We start from the raw sequence: 18,718 nt of genomic DNA on the forward strand, positions 1-18,718 counted from the left end.
CCTATCTTTTTTTAGCACACATTGGCTCAATCCTTACAAAGGTATGGGTTTCAGGCTGGTTGTTACCCCCCCAGCAAGATTACTTAAAGTTGGTATTTTTAAGGAAGTAAAATTTAGGGGGATCTGAATTCGAGGTGAAATGTTTAATATTTAATTAGTTAATTCCTACCGCCATCCCAACCACCTGAGCACGGGCACAACTAAATAATGACTTACTCCCAAACAAAGCCCGATCGCACTTCCCAACAAACCAAAGAACACAATTGAACCCCAAACTTGCAGCCAGCCGAAGGTAACGTTAGATAGTGACAAAATTCCAAAGAAACTCCCCGGAAAAATGTTCCAAGCATTCAGCAACAGAAACATTCCCGTAGAGAAAACAGCCACTACCAAAGCGTGAACTAATTGATGGCTCCGCAAACCCATTCCCACAGTCAAAGAGGCGATCGCAAAAGCTCCCAAAATAACCCCCTGCACACCGCTAGAAGCTGTTGCTTCCATCCAGCACAAACCAGCCAACAAATAACCCTGAGCTCCCATCAATCCCGACAGCCAATACTGTTTTTGCTGGCGAAAACTCCCCGCATCAGTCAAACCGATCGCAGTTCCGAACCCCGCAAACCCAAACAGCAGCACTTCCGGCCCGACAGCGAAAGTCATGTTAGGCATTAATTGCTGCAAACCTTCATTGAGAAAACTGGCAATTTCCGGGCCTAGAGGCGAAGCATAACCCAAAACCAAACCGCCGATCGCCCCGGCAGTTCCACCAACGCCACCGAGCACCATTTCCCAGCCGGTATCCAGAGAAGCTACCACGATTTGGGCGATCGCGCCGAACACAACACCAGTCAGGCTGACAGTTTTTTGCGCCCCCGCCACCACTACTTGCCGGCAGAATTCTACAATAGCTTGACCCATTGGGGCGATCGCGATTTTGCCCTTACTCCTAGCATAAATCTCCTGCAAACGCGCCCGAACATCAAGGGCCGTCGCCGGACGCTGCTGCACGTTCGATCGCACCATATCGTCCAACAAATTCGCCAAAGGCGGACTCACAGATACAATGTGGCGCCACCGCAACTCACCCGTCATCGGATCTTCAATTTCCGCCGGATACTTCCCCGTCAGCAAGTGAATGCAAGTCCGCCCCAGGGCATAAAAATCCGTCGCCGGCACCACACCGCCGCCCACAATTTGTTCCGGCGGACTGTACCCGGGCGAAATCAACCGCGTCGAACTCCGAGAATCTTTCCCCACGGATTCGACACCGCCCATCTGGCCCATCTGTTTAACTCCCCCAAAGTCGATCGTCACCAATTGCAGTCCGCCCAAACCCTTGCTTAGCAAAACTTGGGGCGATTCCGGGTCTCGCAGCATCAAATTTGAGGGTTTAATGTCGCGGTGAATAATCTGACACCTGTGCAACTCCTCTAAAATTTCCACAGCTTGACTCAGCCAACTAAACACCCATTCCTGCGGACATCCTTGGGGGTGCTCGTCGAGAACCTCTTCTAAAGTTTTGCCGTGAATCTTTTCCATTACCAAACAAGGCAGCCGCCTGGCCGCAGCATTTCCCTCGCCGCCTGCAAAATTTTGCGTTTGGACGTGAAAATAACCGTCAGGATCGACTCTAGGGACGCCCGGGTGCTGCAAACGTGCCAAAACTTCAGCTTCTTGCTCGAACAGTTTCAGCGCTTTCGGGGCCGTTTCGAGCAACACTTTCAGGACGCGCTCGGTTTGAGTTTCTGTGTCCCAGACTGTGAAAATTGCTGCAAAGCCCCCGGAACCGAGGCTTTCTAGAGGCAGGTAGCGGTTTTTTAGCCGCAGGGGAGCCCCGCAACTATGACAAAAATTGTTGCCCCAAGTCTGAGGGTAGGGCCTTGGGCAATCTGGATTGATGCAGTGAACGGCTTTTGAAGGGGGGTGAGGCACAACCAGAGTAAAAATGGGGCTAAATATCCATAGTAGACTTACGCGCAGCTAACGCAGAAACCCGGTTTTCAGCGAGGTTAAATGGCTGTAACGGCGGATTTGGTTTGAGAGCACAAGTCCTGTCCATATTATGTGCTATGCTGTCGATTTTTGAGTTAGCGGTCTGGAAGTCACGGGATTTTAGATTTTAGATTTGGGATTTGGGATTTTAGATTGCATACTGGATCGCAGTTGAGATCGATCTCAACTACTAACCACAACTTTAGGTATTTCTAACTACTTCCCCCGGACTCATTACCCATTACCAATTCTGATTTTTAAGTATTAAATTCTTTACATAAACCGTATTAATCCGCTGTTCCGCTTGCTGCACCATATCTTTCCGTCGCTCAAAATTCCTCCCCACTCTGCGATCCCCAGCCTTTCCTCCTGCATCCTTCGCCGCTGGCATTTCATAAGATATGTTACAAATATTTGCCTAATGTAAAGCAAAATAAATAATACTTATGATGATTAAAAGAATATTAAAATTTGAGAGTGACACTTTGTTGATATATTTTTAACAGCCTGCGATCGGGCAAAAAAATTAAGCGAATACTAGGAAGCGAGATATGGCTTACGCGCAAACCCAAACTCAATCAAAGGCTGGGTATAAAGCCGGAGTTCAAGACTATAAACTAACGTATTACACGCCGGACTACACCCCAAAGGATACAGATGTTTTGGCGGCTTTCCGGGTAACACCGCAGCCGGGAGTACCCCCTGAAGAAGCCGGCGCTGCTGTAGCTGCTGAATCTTCCACAGGTACATGGACAACTGTGTGGACTGACCTCCTGACCGACCTCGACCGCTACAAAGGTCGCTGCTACGACATCGAGCCAGTTCCCGGTGAAGACAACCAGTACATCTGCTTCATTGCTTATCCTTTGGATTTGTTTGAAGAAGGTTCCGTCACCAACTTGCTGACCTCTTTGGTCGGTAACGTGTTCGGTTTCAAAGCTCTGCGCGCTCTGCGGTTGGAAGACTTGCGGATTCCCATTGCTTACCTGAAAACCTTCCAAGGCCCTCCTCACGGTATTACCGTTGAGCGGGACAAATTGAACAAGTACGGCCGTCCTTTGCTGGGTTGTACAATTAAGCCCAAATTGGGTCTGTCTGCTAAGAACTACGGCCGTGCCGTTTACGAAGTTCTGCGCGGCGGTTTGGACTTCACCAAAGACGACGAAAACATCAACTCGCAACCGTTCATGCGCTGGCGCGATCGCTTCCTGTTCGTTCAAGAAGCTATTGAAAAAGCTCAAGCAGAAACCGGCGAAGTCAAGGGTCACTACCTCAACGTAACTGCCCCCACCTGCGAAGAAATGATGGAGCGGGCTGAGTTCGCTAAGGAAATCAAAACCCCCATCATCATGCACGACTACCTGACCGGTGGTTTCACTGCTAACACAACCTTGGCTAAATGGTGCCGCCGCAACGGTATTTTGCTGCACATTCACCGCGCCATGCACGCAGTTATCGACCGTCAGAAAAACCACGGTATCCACTTCCGCGTGCTTGCCAAGTGCTTGCGGATGTCCGGTGGCGACCACCTGCACTCCGGTACAGTTGTGGGTAAACTCGAAGGCGAAAAAGGCATCACGATGGGCTTCGTAGACTTGATGCGCGAAGACCACATCGAAGAAGACCGCAGCCGCGGTATTTACTTCACCCAAGATTGGGCCTCCATGCCCGGTGTCATGCCGGTTGCTTCTGGTGGTATCCACATCTGGCACATGCCGGCTTTGGTGGAAATCTTCGGCGACGACTCCTGCTTGCAGTTCGGCGGCGGCACCTTGGGCCACCCTTGGGGTAACGCACCTGGTGCAACTGCTAACCGCGTTGCTTTGGAAGCTTGCGTCCAAGCTCGTAACGAAGGCCGCAACTTGATGCGCGAAGGCGGCGACGTGATCCGCGAAGCTTGCAAATGGTCTCCTGAACTGGCTGTTGCTTGCGAACTCTGGAAAGAAATCAAGTTTGAGTTCGAGGCAATGGATACCCTTTAAGGATTTTTGGTTGGAGATTTTAGGTTTTTGGTCGCAAACTTGCTAGGAAGTCTTTATCTTTGAAGAAGATTTACAAGTAAGTTTGCATCCAAAATCTAAAATCCAAAATCTAAAATTTGAGGGGGCTGGGGTCAAAATGGATCTCAAACAAGTTGCGAAAGACACCGCTAAGGTGCTGGCAAGTTACCTAACCTATCAATCCGTGCGGATGGTGGTCGCTCAGTTGAGCGAAACCAATCCTCCTCTGGCAATCTGGTTGAATGATTTTTCTACTAAGGGCAAAATCCAAGATGGAGAAGCTTACATTCAAGAGTTGCTTTTGGAAAATCAAGATTTAGGATTTCGGATCATGACTGTGCGAGAGTATCTGGCTCACGATGTGACAGAATATTTGCCAGAAATGGTTTGTACTGGCATTCAACAGGCGAATATGGAACACAGACGCCAGCATTTAGAGCGAACTACGCAACTTAATTGGTCTGTTCCTAGCAGTAATCCTGAAACATCAATAGATTCTGAACCGAATCTGGATAATTTGTCGAGTTAATCGATCGACAAGTGCGATCGAACACACACCTTAGAGATACAAAAAATGAAGACTTTACCTAAAGAGCGTCGTTACGAAACTCTGTCCTATTTGCCCCCGCTGACAGACGCGCAAATTGCCAAGCAACTCCAGTACATCCTGGATCAAGGCTACATTCCCGGCGTAGAATTCAACGAAACCTCTGCCGCTGAAATGCGCTATTGGACTCTGTGGAAGTTGCCTTTGTTTGGTGCTCGCAGCGTCCAAGAAATCATGACAGAAGTTCAAGCTTGCCGTCAAGATAATCCTGGTTGCTACATCCGCGTCATGGGTTTTGACAACGTGAAGCAGTGCCAAGTGCTGAGCTTCATCGTCCACAAGCCTAACACCAGAGGCTACTAAAAAGTATTGGCTGGCTAATCTAACTTTTAGGTTAACAGTCATTGCAGATTGGAGGCGGGGAATTTTCTCTGCCTCTTTTTTTATGTTTGTACTAAGGACTTTAGTCCTTCTTCTTCCTTCTGCTATAGCTTACAAATAGCTTTTAAAACTTGCAGCAACAAAACTGAAGGTTCGGGTTCCATCAAAGTCAAAAATGGCATTAGCTGATAGGTTGGGGGATTTCCTCTGCGGATATTGACGAACTGATAAAACTCTCCGCTAGTCGCCAGCCCCCAAACAGACTCTTGATATTCTAAACTTTTAGAGGCGTAAGTTAGAAGTTGGGGCAAACCAGCGCGGGGAGCAATTAGAATATTTTTAGATTCTATTACTAAAATCCAAAATGGTATATCAGCGGCAATTTGTTTCTCTTTATTAATTGCTAAAATGTCAAATCTGCCTGTAATCGTTGTGTCTTCATCTTCTATAGTTATGTTAGCAATGTCTTGTTCTAGACTCATCTTTATTGGGCGGCGGTAGAAGCCAGCCAATCGCACTAAGGGAAACGTAGTTAAGGCCTGTACCAGTCCTTCAGAGACTCTTTCCACTGAGAGGTATTCGCGAAAATCGTTGCGGATTTGGGCGAGTTCTAACTGTTCTATCTCTGTTAAGGATTCTAAGGAGAAAAAATTTGTGTAGGTGTCATTATTAAGCTGCTCTTGGAATTTCAAAAATTGACTGACTTCACCGAGCGTTATATTTTTGGCGTTAATAGTTGTTGTCATGTTTGATAGTTATTTAAGTTTTAATTAGAATTATAACATAACCCTAATTCACATATAGGTTTGTAGTAAGGACTTTACTTATTTCACTCTTGGAATTAAGGACTAAAGTCCTTACTACGAACCTAATCTATCCTTTCCATCACAATCCTATCAACTATTTCATAACCCCAATTAAAATGTCTATTTGCCAACTGCTCGGCCATGTCATATTCGCCCAAATTGCAGAGTTCAACTAACATTTGATATGCTTCATCTCTTTCTCGCTGCCACCTTTCCTCCCGCAGGTTTTCTCTCTCTTCGTCAGACGGATTGGGTCGCTCTTCCCCCAGCGGATTGATATCGCTAATTCGTTTCATCTCAGGCTCATTAAAAAGGGATAGATTCTACGATTTCACCGTCAACTATTTCGTAGCCCCAGTCGGGGTTTGCAGCGATTTGTTTTTCAACTATACTTCGGCCCAGAGGAGTTTGGTAAGCTTTTTGCAAAGAGGAAATACTGGGAATTTCGGCGGGACTTGGCGATGTTGTTTCAGCAAGTTTCGGCAGTGCTGGAATCTGGTCAGATGTGGATTGATTGAGGGCTAATTGCGGGGCGATCGCCCCTAACTTCCGCATAACGCTATCCTTGGTGATTTGCGGTTTTTCGTTGAAGGAAGAGGGCAGGTATGGTGTGTCAACTCCCTGCAGTTTTGCTTTGAGTGCATCATCGGCAAGGCGATCGCACTTTCGCAGAAATCCCTCCCACAAATCTTTGCCCAAAACCGGGTTTCTCAAATCAGCACGGGCTTTAGAGACTGCTGCTTCTAGCGGTTCGCCTTTGTGCACGTAATACTGAATTCGCTCCTCTTCAAAAGCAGGATAAGGCACTTCCGGCTCGATTTCCCAATCCCGCTGGACTTTCTGACTTTCTCCTAACGGAATTCCGGCGATAAATTCCTCCCAAAAAGCCGAGGTTAAGCCTTTTGTCATCCTGTCAATAATGTTAAATGCCCATCCCGAAGGATTGCCAAATCCTAAATTACGTTCTTTGGCATATTCTTCTAAGGCTCGCTGAAAGTTCTGCAGTTCTTCTTCGGAATTCCAAGGGCCACTAAATCGGTAATGAGGCGTGACAGCAACGGCTATTTGTTGGCGGGGTTGCCCGAAATATTTGTCAGTTTTAACTGCATGATTTGGGGGTGATGTTTCGCGGAAGATTTCTACAGGGTGATTGTGACTTTCGCGGCTGATCTCTGTTATAATATCTGGCGGATTCGGTGTCCAAAAGTTATTGAGTTTTTCCTCGAAAGCGTCAATGTCCGCCCAGAGTTCTAGGGTATCCGTGTTGGGATTTGTTAATTTTTCTTTCAGGAGCGATCGCACTTTTAGCAGGCGTCTCGCGAGTTCTTGTTCTTCGTGATTCAAACCAGTGGCTTTTTCTATTTCGCTGCTGTTAGTTTTCACCCATTCGCCGGAGTTGGACTTTTGTGATTGCCATTGCAATAATTGGCAAAGAAAAATACTCGCCGCGACTCCGCCGGTAATTGTGGCAAGTTTGGGATAGTAGATGGCGGGGTTTCCTAGATTTCCTAAAAATATTCCTATTTTCATTTTGTATATTCTTAATTCCCTGGAATCTTAGGGTTATTATTGGCGCAGGTTAGCTGGAATTTTAGGGGGCGCATTGGGGCAGCTTACCTCGACTAAACTAGCATGGAGAAACTTAAGATTTTCTTTAAGCTTCTGTCTATTCCTGACTGAATGGAGTTTCTAGAGTAAAAACGGGGATCGCTTATTCGATCGCCTGATTGACAGGGCTGAGTTAAACGTAATAATAAATTATTTACTGTACAGCTTCTGCCAAAATGAATCCAGAACGCCAAGAGGCTTATTTGAACTTAATCGAGCGAGTGCTTACTTGTCCCAACGGCCAAGAACCAGAGGTTTTGAGTTCCTGTTCCGATTTAATTGATGCGGGATTTGTGCAAATGCTAATCCAGATATCGGCTTCAATGGCGCGCGAAGGTGACGAAGATACTGCTAATTTTTTAGTGCAACTTGCTCGTTTGCTGGGGAAATCTTTGGGTTTGTCCCCGGATTTAAGGCCGGCTGGGTACAGTAGTGCAAAGGGGTAGAAAAGAGTTGCGATCGCCTCGTTGTATCATGTTTTGAGAAATGAGGGCGATTCCCTACCCTTCGGGATAGCTTCGCCTCACCTACTTTTTAAATGTCTGGATTGCCTTATAGTTTATATTCGAGAGGTTCACAAAACTCATCCACCCCAGTTTTAAATACATAAATAATCACCGAAGTCACCAAAATATTAGGGCAAATTTTTGCGGCTACTAAATCTCTAAATGCTGCATTCAATTGTCCGTTTGTCAACTCTTCTTTAACCTCTGATTGGCAGATAGCAACGCGGCATCTTTTGGCCAATCCGTCTAACCAATTTTCCGAGATATTCGGTTCTTGACCGGCTTGAATTGCTAGAGATATCGCTGCATCTTCGATGTTACCTTCGCAATCTTCGATGGCGTCTAGGGCTTTTAGGGCTTCGGGATATTCGGCTAATTGTGAGCGAAATTGGGCAATTTGTTGTGAGGTAATAATCACCATATTATTTTCCTGTGTTCTCTGCTGGCGGGATAAGTTTAGCAATTAAAGTTGATATTATAGCATTTTTTGATTGAGGTGGGAATTAGGCGATGGAACTTAATTATATTTTTAACTAATATTTTGCACCTCGCAATAGTCGGGATGGGGCTTAAGCCCTGGTATTAAAGCTTAAGTCCGGGCTATGGAGAGTGATGTTAAAATTGACAAAATGCGACGCTCAAATAAGTTTGCAGGACTCATATTTTTAGGGAGTTAGGAAAAATGACGACCGTTACTTTAAACTTAGATACTGTCGAACTAACAGACGAACAGTTTTACCGTTTATGCCAGATGAATCAAGATTGGCAATTTGAACGGACTGCTAAAGGAGAAATTATCATTATGTCACCAGTAGGCGGAGTCAGCGGCAATCGAGAAGCCGATTTAATTACTGATTTGGGCTTGTGGAACCGTCAAACTCAGCTAGGGAGAGTGTTTAGTTCTTCAACAATTTTTCGGTTGCCTAATAAAGGCGATCGATCGCCTGATGCGGCTTGGGTTAGCTTGGAAAGATGGTCTGCTTTAACGGATGAACAACAAGAGAAATTTCCGCCGATTTGTCCTGATTTTGTCATAGAATTGCGTGAAGCGAAGCTATCCCGTAGGGAATCGCGCACAGACCCGCTGCGGCAGCTTCAGGAGAAAATGCAGGAATATCTAAACAGCGGCTTGCGCTTGGGTTGGCTGATTAATCCTCAAGACGAACAAGTAGAAATTTATCGCCCTTCTCGCGAAGTAGAGATTGTACAATTTCCTGTAAGTTTATCGGGAGAAGATGTCTTGCCCGGATTTGTGCTTAATTTGCCCATGATTTGATATTGCATCAAACTTTTTCTGTTTCCAACTGTATTTTCTTGGGACAAATATCATCATCGTACCAACCAGTCAAAGCCACCGCCAAAGCATCCGCTGCATCGTCGGGTTTCGGAATATAACCCAACTCTAACTCCCGCGCCACGGCCTCTTGCACTTCAGATTTATCCGCATTACCGCGCCCTGTCAAAGCTTGCTTAATTTGAGCCGGCGTAAACTCGAAAAGTGGCACTCCACACTGCGCTAATACCAGTGTCAAAACGCCGCGCGCTTGCGCTACAAGTATGGTATTTCCCATCTTGTAAAAAAACAATTTTTCGGCAATTGCTACATCAGGTTTAATCTCTTCAATTACCGCGTGTAAATCGTCGTAAATTGTTTTCAACCGCTGTCCCATTTCCTGTTTGGGCGTTGTTTGTATGACGCCGCAATCAATCATGGAAACAAAGTTTTCATCTTGTTTACCGGGGACAATTTGACAGCAAATTGCCCCGTAGCCGAGATTTGCTAAGCCGGGATCTAATCCTAAAATTCGTTTTTCCATTGCCCGAATCAGTAATTGGAAATGGGGAAGGAGGCATTAAAAATTTGGGAAATGTTTCCTCACCACCAATTACCAATTACCAATTATTAATTACCCCTCAGTTGTTTCTAGGCCGAATACCCGATCAAACACTTTAGTCACTTTATACCCCGAATCTATTGATTCTAGCGGGTCTTTCCGCAACCGGTGCCGCAAACACAGAGTCATCACCCGGCGAATATCGTCCACAGTCACCTCTGTGCGGCACTCCAAAGCCGTGAAAGCTTTCGCAGCCCGATTTGTCACCAAATCGCCCCGCAGCCCGTCTACGTCCAATTCAGCGCAGACTTGGGAGATTTTTACCCGCAACTCTCGATCGATAGTTACCGATTTCAACCTTTCCTGAGCTTCCACCAACTTCTGCTGCATCTCATCTTGTTCGCGCTGGTATTTCGCGAGAAACTCCGCTGGATTTTGGTCAAAGCTCGATCGCTGTTCGACAATTTCTACTCTTAAATTCGGGTCTTTCACAGTCCGAATTTCTGCGTGCATCCCGAATCTGTCGAGCAACTGCGGCCGCAATTCTCCTTCTTCTGGGTTGCCGGAACCGATGAGAATAAACTTAGCCGGGTGGCGGATCGAAATGCCTTCTCTTTCAACAGTATTCCAACCGCTCGCGGCAGAGTCGAGCAAAACATCGACTAAATGATCGTCGAGCAAATTGACTTCATCAACGTACAGAATGCCGCGGTTAGCTTTAGCTAAAAGACCGGGTTCAAAAGCTTTAACACCTTCCGACAAAGCTTTCTCGATGTCGATCGTACCGCAAACTCGGTCTTCGGTAGCGCCCAGAGGCAAGTCTACCATTTGAACTTTTTTGCGGGCGATTTTAATGTCAGTTTGAGATAAAGTGCGATCGCGCACCTCATCGCTCATCAAATCTGGATCGCTGGGATGACTGTTAAAAGGATCGTCAGCCACCACCTCAATTTCCGGCAGCAAATCAGTGAGGGCGCGGATTGTGGTAGATTTACCAGTACCTCGATCGCCCATAATCATCACCCCGCCAATTTTGGGATCGATGACATTCAACAGCAGCGCCAGTTTCATCTCCTCCTGGCCAACAATCGCAGTGAAGGGAAAAACAGCGCGGCGGGCTGGAGTAGCGGTAACGGTTGGTAGAGCGCCCGCATTTAGGGTATTGCTGACTTCGGCAGTAGGACTCACAGGATAACTCAAAATATAATAATTGCTTGTTTATTGTGACATACAAGCGGACAACAGTCGATCTGCAGCCTTGAAATCCAAGTGCAGAGTTTGTGTGATTCCTCTCAAAACGCCTCCAAAAACAGACTCTTTCTGAGACACAGAACGCGCCCACTCTAAAACTTGTTGCTGACGTTCGTCTGACAAACGTCCAACCATCGCAGCTAATAGCTCAGATACAGACAACCAACGCCTTTCTTTCGACTTCCAAACAACTAAAAACTGCTCGGTAGACAGAGTACACAAAGCTATCGTTTCGCCAGAGCGCTCGCTAAATTCTATTTCGTAATTTCCATCATCATAACAAGCTACAGTAGCCCCTCTAACACCTAGGTGTAGATTAGACTCAGGCCATGTTACAAACAATTCGACTACATCAAATAATTCTGGCACGCTCGTGCTTACCTCCTAACGAATGATGAAGAGATTCAATGTATCGCTCAATTTCCTCATCCGTGCAACTAATTCCATTCTGCCAAAGTTCATATTCACTGATATCGATATCTTCATTCCAAACCACTGCATAACCACCAGGTTCAATTTTAAAATTTCTGAAAAATCCAGGATTGCGTAACGTCGCAAACATCGGATTGTCTAATAACTTAGAGATGTCGTATTTCTTGATTTCAAGATTGGTAAACTTGACCATCAAGGTTCGATCGTCAATAGCTTTAGCAGAAACAATGCGCTCAGGTTTCATAAAAAAATCACAGTTATTTTAAGGACGGAAGTTTACTAAATTCTTGGCTATTCCACATATCCAGCAGTTCTTTCTGGTACAACGTAGCCCATTCTCTTACCCGCTTTTGGACCCTATTTGGTAAATCTCCTTCAATAATCTCTAAAGATTCAATGCCGATCAAAGCATTGTACTCACCGTAAACTGCGTGAAAATGAGGAGGTGGGTGATCCCCAAAGAAAATTTTGATGATTATTCCGTAAAATCGTGCAACTTCTGGTATAAAGCTTTTTTAAACGACGATATGAAGATTATTGTATATAACCACGAAGAAGAATGACCAATAACTCATCACTACCACTGCGGCCCAGAAGCCATCAAAGCAGTCGCAGCCTCGCTCGGTAACGGCTTAGCAAAAAAATAACCCTGACCATATTCGCAGCCGATCGACCTCAACCTAGCTAATTGTGCCGCCGTCTCCACACCCTCAGCAATCACATCCATACCCAAAGCGTGAGCCAGCGCCACAATCGTCCGCACGATCGCCACATTCTCCCCCTCGCTTTCGATCTCCATCCGCCCCACAAACGACTTATCAACCTTCAAAGTATCCGTAGGAAACCGACTCAAATAACTCAACGACGAATAACCCGTACCAAAATCATCAATTCCCAACTTGACATTTAACGCTTTCATCTGCTTCAAAACCGCGATCGCCGACTCCACATCCTCCATCACCACACTCTCAGTAATCTCCAACTTCAAACTCTCGGCACTCAAACCCGTTGTTTCCAAAATCACCTGAATGCGATCAACCAAATCCGGCTGAGCAAACTGCTTCCCAGATAAATTTACACTCATAATCAAAGCTTGATCGAAACCAAACATTTCCTCCCACAGCCGCAACTGCCGGCAAGCCTCCTCCAGCACCCACTCACCCAGCGGCACAATTGCACCCGTTTCCTCAGCCACCGGAATAAACTTCATCGGCGGAATCAAACCCCGCAGCGGGTGTTGCCAGCGTACCAAAGCCTCAAACCCAATAATCCTCCCGCTTGCCAAAGATACAAACGGCTGGTAATGCAGCAAAAACTCCTGACGCTTGAGGGCCATCCGCAAATCAGTTTCCAACTGCAACCTCTCCACCGCCAAAGCGTGCATCGAAGCATTAAACACCTGATACCTTCCCGTTCCCAAAGCCTTCGCCCGGTACATCGCCGTGTGCGCGTCCCGTAGCAAGTGTTCCGGCTGTTCCCTGACAGTAGCAGCAGGTTCCCCCCCCAGGGCAATCCCAATGCTCGCAGTCACAAACACCTCCTGCCCCTTCAACTCAAAAGGCACAATTAAAGCTTCGTGAATTCGAGTGGCCAAATCCACCGCACTAGCAACATCAACATTCCTCACCAAAATCGCAAAATCATCACCCCCCACCCGCGCCACAGTATCCCCGGAGCCAATAATCGCCCTCAACCGCAGCACCACCGCCATCAGCAGTTCATCCCCCACCAAATGACCCAAAGAATCATTAATCACCTTAAACCTGTCTAAATCCAGAAACAGCACCGCAAACACATAGCTGCGCCGGCCCCTAGTATTGGCGATCGCCCGCCCCAGGCAATCCACGAACAAATCCCGGTTGGGCAAACCCGTTAGAGAATCGTGAAAAGCATCGTAAAGCTTCCTGTAAGCACTGACACCCACACCAGTCACCACCAAACCCAAAGTCGGCGACACTAACGGTAGCCACCCACCCCCACTAAAAATCCCATAAGTAATCCCCAACAAACCCATCAATGCAGCACCCCCAGCCAATCCAGCCCTCGCAGGGTGCTGAATCCGCCAAGCCAAAACCCCGCCAACCATTGCCCAAGCACCGTTCCACAAAATTTCCGCCCATTCCGGCCACACCCAAAACAGCGATCGCCCATCCAAAACCGCACTCAATATTTGGCTGAGCATTTGCGCGTGCAGCAACACCCCAGGCATTTTCGGACTTTGCTTTTTAACCGGGCTGTAAGGCGTCAAAAACAAATCTCTGGTACTCGGTGCCGTCGTCCCGATTAACACAATCTTGTCCTTAACCCAGCTTGGGTCAATTTCTCCCTTCAATACCTGCCTGATACTGACTTGTCGCGCCACCTCCTTACCAGAACGGTATTTGAGCAAAATTTGATAGCCTTTGGCGTCGAGATTTGCATAGCCGCCACTGTTAGAAGTTAAAGGCACAAATTCTGCCTTTCCCCAGTTGATTTGGTGGGGATGAACAGGGCTATTTTTCTGCTTTACTCTGTCTTTGAGATACAGCAAAGCCACTTGCACAGAAAACGATAAAGCAATCTTTTTGTCTGGTTGCGAAACTGAGAGCAAATTGCGGCGTACAACGCCATCAGGATCGAGTACGAAGTCGTTAAAACCGAGCCGAGCGGGCGGTATCCCCGGAGGTGCAGGCACTCCCTGACTTTCGGAATCGCTCAATTTATAGATCGCCACCACATTCGGTGCTTTCAGCCCGGCCAGCAATTCTTCGTGTCCCGGCGCTTGAGGCAAATCCCGGTACAAATCCAAACCGATAACTTTTGGCTGATACTTTTGCAGTTTTGCCAAGGTTTGAGCGATCGCACCGTCGGAAATCGGAAATCTCCCCAAAGCTTGAATATCGGCCTCAGAAATTCCCACTACCAGCAGTCGCGGATCGGGGTCCGAATCTGGCTGCAAGCGCACTAACGAGTCAAAACTCCCCAATTCCAAGCTTTGCAAGCCTCCCAACTGCCGAACTCCCATATTCAGCAGCGTTACAGTCACGCCCGCAAGCATTGCAGGCAAAATCCTGACCCGTCGGTTTTGAGAACTCAGGTTGAGACCAGTTGCGACAGACATGACATATCGAAGATTTCGAGAGAATTTGGCAGTCACAGAAAAAATATGTCGGTGCAAATTAGCTTTGCACAAGTCTGTTCTTACAGAATTGAGCTTAATATGAGATTGAATGTAATTTTTTCAGAACTTGTGCCGCAACCGAGTTTCTTTAAGCTAATTACTCGATTTGGCAAAGTATTTCTCGAATGGGAACCGGGTTTTTGAAGATTTGCCGACAAATCCTGTCTTTCATTCCTTGTTTCCCCAAATTCGCACAAGCGTTAAAATTTAGTCGATCAAACTTTCAGGATATTTTTGAGATGATGGCGAATCAACTTCCGATTCCGGTGATTGTTAACGGTGCTGCAGGCAAAATGGGCCGCGAAGTAATTAAGGCGATCGCCCATGCTAGTGACATGACCTTATTTGGGGCTGTAGACCGCTCTCCTGAGTGCCTCAACGCCGATGCCGGGGAATTAGCCGGATGCGGCCCGTTAGAAGTTCCCATCACTGACGACTTGCAAGGAATGCTGGTATTAGCATCTCAGGAAAAGCAGTTAGCAGTGATGGTAGATTTTACGCACCCTTCGTCTGTTTATGAAAACGTGCGATCGGCCATAGCTTACGGGGTTCGCCCAGTAGTCGGCACTACCGGATTGAGCAGCAAGCAAATTGAAAACTTAGCTGAATTCGCTGATAAAGCCAGCACTGGCTGTTTGATCGTACCCAATTTCTCGATCGGCATGGTTTTGCTCCAACAAGCTGCCGTCACGGCATCTCAGTATTTTGAACACGTAGAAATTATTGAGCTGCACCACAATCAAAAAGCCGACGCCCCCAGCGGTACGGCAATTCAAACTGCCCAAATGTTAGCAGAAATGGGAAAAACTTTCAATCCGCCAGAAGTTGAGGAAACCGAAAAATTAGCCGGAGCTCGAGGTTCACTGGCTGATGAAGGGATTCGCATTCACAGCATCCGTTTACCCGGTTTAATTGCCCACCAAGAGGTAATTTTTGGCGGCGCCGGTCAAGTTTATACTTTACGACACGATACGAGCGATCGCGCTTGTTATATGCCAGGAGTCTTGCTGTCTATACGCAAAGTCCTTGAATTGCGATCGCTCGTTTACGGCCTGGAAAAAATCTTGTAGCCATGAATCATTAGTCATTAGTCATTAGTCATTAGTAATGTGGAATTAATCTAACTTATAACTTTTGACTTCTAACTTCTGATTTGTGACTTCAACATCAATCCGTTAAATCTGTTAAATCCCTTAATATAATCCGCTTCCGAACAGACAGCCGTTGCATCCCGTACATTGCTCGTTGCCGAACTTCCTATGCTAATTCCCTTAACCCGCGAAACCTTTCAAGAACTAATTCCCGCCGTCGCCACGGGAGCGCAATACAAATATATCTGGGGAAAACCGCCCGATTTTTTGAGGCGAATGTTAATCTCTGCCGTCACCGTAGTTTTCCTCCTGATAGTTTACAACTTCGCCGGTTCCGATGTCGGGCCGCTAGTTTTAATCACCGGATTGATAGCTGGTTTGTACTGGCTGTGGGGGCCGATTTTGTGGGCGAGTTTGCGGAATGCAGAATGCCGCAAATATCAATACTGCGGTTTTTGGCAAGGACGAGTTTTGGATATATATATTACAGATGAAGTCACCAGTCAAGAAGAAACAGTCAATCAAAAAGGACAACTCGTAATAGTTGACAACCTAGAACCGCGAATTAATTTAGAAGTCGGGGACAAAACCGGATTTACTACTACACTTCGAGCTCCATTGCGGAAAGATCACCAAGGAATTGCCCCCGGGCAAGCTGCTTTAATGTTAATTATGTCAAATCAAGAAGATTTAGGCAGAATTGCCAAAGTTTCAGATATTTATATTCCCAGCCGTGACGTGTGGGTGAGCGACTATCCTTATTTACGCAGAGATTTGTTTGTCGAGGTGAGCCAACAGATTAAAAAAGGCAGAAAAAAAGACCGCGATCGCACTAATCAAAGCAGAGATGTAAAAAGGCGATCGCCCGCTGATTATTAATATTGATAGTAGCGACAAATTTAAGAGCGATCGCAAGTTAAACTTAGGACAAAATTCACAAGATAGCGGCTAATGCCTACTGTTTTTCAGGTTAGCCCCTACAGTTTAATCTTTTTTAGTTCCGATCGAGGCGAACCCGCCCAAATTCATGTTAAGCGCGATCGGCAACTTGCCAAATTTTGGATGAATCCTGTATCTCTAGAAAAAAATCGAGGCTTCAAAGAGCATGAATTAAACCAGATTGCTCGTCTTGTAGAGGAATATGAACAAATATTGTTGGAGGCTTGGCATGACTACTTTGGTACTTGAAACAGAACCCCTCGTAATTAAAGTCACGGTGACAGATGAAAAAGTAATTGTGGACTTAGTTGATGGTCGCAGTTTGAGTGTTCCCTTAGCTTGGTATCCCCGTTTGTTGCACGGTTCCCCGGAGGAAAGACATAATTGGCAGCTACTTGGAGATGGTTATGCCATTGAATGGGTTGATTTAGACGAACATATTGGAGTTGAAGGTTTGCTAGCGGGCCGACGCAGCAGTGAAAGTCAACGATCGTTTGAAAGTTGGTTAATTAACCGCAACACTGCTCCAAATAATCCAGAACGACTAATAACTAATGACTAATGACTGCTGACTTATCGCTCAACTGTTCCCCTCTTGGCCGTAAGCTTGCCAAGCCAAATCCACCAGCCCGTTAACAATAGCCACAGCCACCACCGCAGAACCCTTGCGGCCCTCAATCCGAATGTGAGGAATCATCGAATCGTGCAGCCGCGACTTAGCCACGTCCACCCCTACAAACCCAGAAGGCGTCCCAATCACTAAAGCCGGCCGAATTTCCTCAGATTCAATCAAATCTACGATCGCCGACAAAGCAGTTTGAGCCTGGCCCACCACAAAAATCCCTTCAGGATAGCGTCTTGCCAAAGTTTCAATCCCCCAAGCCGCCCGCGTCCTTTCCTTTTGGGGGCGTGTCAAAGCCTCCATCGAACAGTAAACCGGATTCGCAAAGGTACTTTGGATCAGAGGCGTAATGCCCACCTGCACCATCGGCACATCTACCACGATCGTAGTCCGAGCAGCCAAAGCTGCCGCCCCAGCCTGCAAAGCCTGATCGGAAAAACTAATTAAAGACTTGTACTCAAAATCAGCAGTCGCATAAATCACGCGGCGGACTATTTCGTACTCCGCCGCTGAAAAACCGTGGTCGCCAATTTCGTTATCGATTAATCCCAGACTCTGGGCATCGCTTACGTGCCATTCCATTTGTTGGATAGCTGTCGCCTGTGAGTTGTCAGGTATCAGCTTACCAGCTTTTAGTCATTCGTTGACTGTTGAGTAAAATCTGCCAACTGCCAACTGACAACTAAGTTTCCGACGACGAAGAAGATTTGCCCAACACCGGAGTCAGGAATGCCACCAAAGCTCCGATCGCAAAACCGGCCACATTCCGAACCACAGGCAACCAGTCAGAAGTCCGAGTCACCACCGGCCCAAGTCCGAAAGCAAAAAACAGAATGCCCCACAGCGGCGAAAAAATCAGCGCCCACTGCCAAGCCACAACCTGTCCAGGCTTCCGAGGCTGAGCAGCAAACCCACAGATGACGCCACCAAGCACCGAAGTAATTAACGTCAGAACCCACTGTTCCCTCGGCAAACCGGGAACCACGCGGCATCCGCCCTGACGCAAACAGCCTTCTATCGACTCCAAAGATTCAATAATCGCTCGATCTTCCCCATTGTCCCGCACAAAAAATTGATTACCGTAACGGGTTTGCAGTTCCACCCAAAAAGTGCGCGGCAGCAGCGGATACAGCGAGTCGCCCACATTAAAATTGAGCAAATTGCCTCCTCGGGGGTCAGCAACTAACAACACACTCTTGTTATCTAGCCCCCAATAACTTTTGACCGCCAAACCGGGCGTGCGATCGTACTGAGTCAGCACTCGCAGTTTCCAGCCGGTTTCAGCTTCAAAAGCCTTTAAATTTTTTGCCAAATTTTGTTCTTCAATATCCGTAAGGGCTTTAGCTAAGTCAATGATCGGCGTCTGAGTTGACGGCAACAAATCGGGATTATTGAAAGCGTGGGCCGCAGGTGCGATCGTCCACACGGACAAAGCCAGAAAAAATGCGGCAACAGAGGCTAGAAATTTTCGCGGGAAAAGCTGTGACATAGGAACTTATAATCCGGGTCTTAATTGTGAATGCTAGCTGGCGGTCTTAACCAGAGGAT

At 46.8% G+C, this 18,718-nt stretch carries 23 protein-coding genes; 9 read left to right on the plus strand and 14 right to left on the minus strand.

The annotated features are described in order from the left end of the window. Positions 1 to 165: 165 nt before the first annotated feature. Both QUA77_RS15995 and QUA77_RS16000 read right to left on the minus strand, forming a co-directional pair. On the minus strand, positions 166 to 1,932 hold the full coding sequence (locus QUA77_RS15995) for a serine/threonine-protein kinase (protein WP_333451110.1): 1,767 nt from the start codon (positions 1,930 to 1,932) through the stop codon (positions 166 to 168). A 301-nt stretch (positions 1,933 to 2,233) separates the two neighbouring features. Next, the gene (locus QUA77_RS16000; protein WP_333451112.1) at positions 2,234 to 2,383 is read right to left on the minus strand and encodes a hypothetical protein; all 150 of its coding nucleotides are present in this window, start codon (positions 2,381 to 2,383) and stop codon (positions 2,234 to 2,236) included. Between the two features lie 160 nt (positions 2,384 to 2,543). Between QUA77_RS16000 and QUA77_RS16005 the strand changes: the two genes are divergently transcribed. The 3 genes from QUA77_RS16005 to QUA77_RS16015 all read left to right on the plus strand — a co-directional run bounded on the left by QUA77_RS16005 (position 2,544) and on the right by QUA77_RS16015 (position 4,902). Beyond that, the gene (locus QUA77_RS16005) at positions 2,544 to 3,974 is read left to right on the plus strand and encodes a form I ribulose bisphosphate carboxylase large subunit (protein ID WP_190660564.1); all 1,431 of its coding nucleotides are present in this window, start codon (positions 2,544 to 2,546) and stop codon (positions 3,972 to 3,974) included. 136 nt (positions 3,975 to 4,110) lie between these two features. Beyond that, complete coding sequence (gene rcbX / locus QUA77_RS16010; protein WP_333138541.1) at positions 4,111 to 4,521, plus strand: RuBisCO chaperone RbcX; 411 nt, start codon at positions 4,111 to 4,113, stop codon at positions 4,519 to 4,521. A 45-nt stretch (positions 4,522 to 4,566) separates the two neighbouring features. Beyond that, a complete protein-coding gene (locus tag QUA77_RS16015) occupies positions 4,567 to 4,902 on the plus strand; it encodes a ribulose bisphosphate carboxylase small subunit (protein WP_333041670.1) in 336 nt (111 codons plus the stop codon). 122 nt (positions 4,903 to 5,024) lie between these two features. Here the strand turns inward: QUA77_RS16015 and QUA77_RS16020 are convergent, their stop codons facing one another. The 3 genes from QUA77_RS16020 to QUA77_RS16030 all read right to left on the minus strand — a co-directional run bounded on the left by QUA77_RS16020 (position 5,025) and on the right by QUA77_RS16030 (position 7,256). Then, positions 5,025 to 5,666 carry a restriction endonuclease subunit R gene (locus QUA77_RS16020; RefSeq protein WP_333451114.1) on the minus strand — a complete coding sequence of 214 codons (642 nt, stop codon included), beginning with the start codon at positions 5,664 to 5,666 and terminating at the stop codon, positions 5,025 to 5,027. 122 nt (positions 5,667 to 5,788) lie between these two features. Continuing rightward, positions 5,789 to 6,022 carry a hypothetical protein gene (locus QUA77_RS16025; RefSeq protein WP_333451116.1) on the minus strand — a complete coding sequence of 78 codons (234 nt, stop codon included), beginning with the start codon at positions 6,020 to 6,022 and terminating at the stop codon, positions 5,789 to 5,791. A 10-nt stretch (positions 6,023 to 6,032) separates the two neighbouring features. Then, on the minus strand, positions 6,033 to 7,256 hold the full coding sequence (locus tag QUA77_RS16030; RefSeq protein ID WP_333451118.1) for a hypothetical protein: 1,224 nt from the start codon (positions 7,254 to 7,256) through the stop codon (positions 6,033 to 6,035). A gap of 254 nt (positions 7,257 to 7,510) precedes the next feature. On the opposite strand from QUA77_RS16030, the gene QUA77_RS16035 reads away from it, so the two are divergent. Continuing rightward, positions 7,511 to 7,780 (plus strand): hypothetical protein, encoded by a 270-nt coding sequence (locus QUA77_RS16035; RefSeq protein WP_190660572.1) that lies wholly within the window; start codon positions 7,511 to 7,513, stop codon positions 7,778 to 7,780. 106 nt (positions 7,781 to 7,886) lie between these two features. Here QUA77_RS16035 and QUA77_RS16040 read toward each other — a convergent pair whose 3' ends face one another. After that, positions 7,887 to 8,261 (minus strand): hypothetical protein, encoded by a 375-nt coding sequence (locus tag QUA77_RS16040; protein WP_333451120.1) that lies wholly within the window; start codon positions 8,259 to 8,261, stop codon positions 7,887 to 7,889. A gap of 261 nt (positions 8,262 to 8,522) precedes the next feature. Here QUA77_RS16040 and QUA77_RS16045 point away from each other — a divergent pair, with 261 nt between their 5' ends. Further along, entirely contained in the window at positions 8,523 to 9,116 is a 594-nt protein-coding gene (locus QUA77_RS16045; RefSeq protein ID WP_333451123.1) for a Uma2 family endonuclease, read from the plus strand. Positions 9,117 to 9,123: 7 nt separating this feature from the next. On the opposite strand, the gene ruvC is transcribed toward QUA77_RS16045, so the two are convergent. From ruvC to QUA77_RS16075, 6 genes are all read right to left on the minus strand, one after another. Further along, positions 9,124 to 9,657 carry a crossover junction endodeoxyribonuclease RuvC gene (gene ruvC / locus QUA77_RS16050; RefSeq protein ID WP_333187112.1) on the minus strand — a complete coding sequence of 178 codons (534 nt, stop codon included), beginning with the start codon at positions 9,655 to 9,657 and terminating at the stop codon, positions 9,124 to 9,126. A 90-nt stretch (positions 9,658 to 9,747) separates the two neighbouring features. Next, positions 9,748 to 10,863, minus strand: coding sequence for a magnesium chelatase ATPase subunit I (gene bchI, locus QUA77_RS16055; protein WP_333040655.1), 1,116 nt, complete (start codon positions 10,861 to 10,863; stop codon positions 9,748 to 9,750). Positions 10,864 to 10,893: 30 nt separating this feature from the next. Beyond that, positions 10,894 to 11,295, minus strand: coding sequence for a DUF4926 domain-containing protein (locus QUA77_RS16060; protein WP_333451125.1), 402 nt, complete (start codon positions 11,293 to 11,295; stop codon positions 10,894 to 10,896). Further along, positions 11,279 to 11,602 carry a DUF2442 domain-containing protein gene (locus QUA77_RS16065; protein ID WP_333451127.1) on the minus strand — a complete coding sequence of 108 codons (324 nt, stop codon included), beginning with the start codon at positions 11,600 to 11,602 and terminating at the stop codon, positions 11,279 to 11,281. The genes QUA77_RS16060 and QUA77_RS16065 overlap by 17 nt, the downstream gene beginning before the upstream one ends. A 13-nt stretch (positions 11,603 to 11,615) precedes the next feature. Then, a complete protein-coding gene (locus QUA77_RS16070) occupies positions 11,616 to 11,864 on the minus strand; it encodes a DUF4160 domain-containing protein (protein ID WP_333187188.1) in 249 nt (82 codons plus the stop codon). Between the two features lie 71 nt (positions 11,865 to 11,935). Then, positions 11,936 to 14,458 (minus strand): EAL domain-containing protein, encoded by a 2,523-nt coding sequence (locus QUA77_RS16075; RefSeq protein ID WP_333040659.1) that lies wholly within the window; start codon positions 14,456 to 14,458, stop codon positions 11,936 to 11,938. Positions 14,459 to 14,760: 302 nt separating this feature from the next. Here QUA77_RS16075 and dapB point away from each other — a divergent pair, with 302 nt between their 5' ends. The 4 genes from dapB to QUA77_RS16095 all read left to right on the plus strand — a co-directional run bounded on the left by dapB (position 14,761) and on the right by QUA77_RS16095 (position 17,110). Beyond that, positions 14,761 to 15,588 (plus strand): 4-hydroxy-tetrahydrodipicolinate reductase, encoded by an 828-nt coding sequence (dapB, locus tag QUA77_RS16080; protein ID WP_333040729.1) that lies wholly within the window; start codon positions 14,761 to 14,763, stop codon positions 15,586 to 15,588. Between the two features lie 189 nt (positions 15,589 to 15,777). Further along, positions 15,778 to 16,488 carry a phosphate ABC transporter permease gene (locus QUA77_RS16085; protein ID WP_333040661.1) on the plus strand — a complete coding sequence of 237 codons (711 nt, stop codon included), beginning with the start codon at positions 15,778 to 15,780 and terminating at the stop codon, positions 16,486 to 16,488. A gap of 72 nt (positions 16,489 to 16,560) precedes the next feature. Beyond that, positions 16,561 to 16,797 carry a DUF4160 domain-containing protein gene (locus QUA77_RS16090; protein ID WP_333040663.1) on the plus strand — a complete coding sequence of 79 codons (237 nt, stop codon included), beginning with the start codon at positions 16,561 to 16,563 and terminating at the stop codon, positions 16,795 to 16,797. Then, complete coding sequence (locus tag QUA77_RS16095; protein WP_333040665.1) at positions 16,778 to 17,110, plus strand: DUF2442 domain-containing protein; 333 nt, start codon at positions 16,778 to 16,780, stop codon at positions 17,108 to 17,110. The genes QUA77_RS16090 and QUA77_RS16095 overlap by 20 nt, the downstream gene beginning before the upstream one ends. An 18-nt stretch (positions 17,111 to 17,128) precedes the next feature. Here QUA77_RS16095 and QUA77_RS16100 read toward each other — a convergent pair whose 3' ends face one another. Together QUA77_RS16100 and QUA77_RS16105 are read right to left on the minus strand one after the other, a co-directional pair. Then, positions 17,129 to 17,752 (minus strand): precorrin-8X methylmutase, encoded by a 624-nt coding sequence (locus QUA77_RS16100; protein ID WP_015179019.1) that lies wholly within the window; start codon positions 17,750 to 17,752, stop codon positions 17,129 to 17,131. Between the two features lie 100 nt (positions 17,753 to 17,852). Next, complete coding sequence (locus tag QUA77_RS16105; RefSeq protein ID WP_333040666.1) at positions 17,853 to 18,659, minus strand: TPM domain-containing protein; 807 nt, start codon at positions 18,657 to 18,659, stop codon at positions 17,853 to 17,855. Positions 18,660 to 18,718 lie beyond the last annotated feature (59 nt).

It is taken from the genome of Microcoleus sp. K5-D4 (assembly GCF_036704575.1).
Classification (GTDB): domain Bacteria; phylum Cyanobacteriota; class Cyanobacteriia; order Cyanobacteriales; family Microcoleaceae; genus Microcoleus.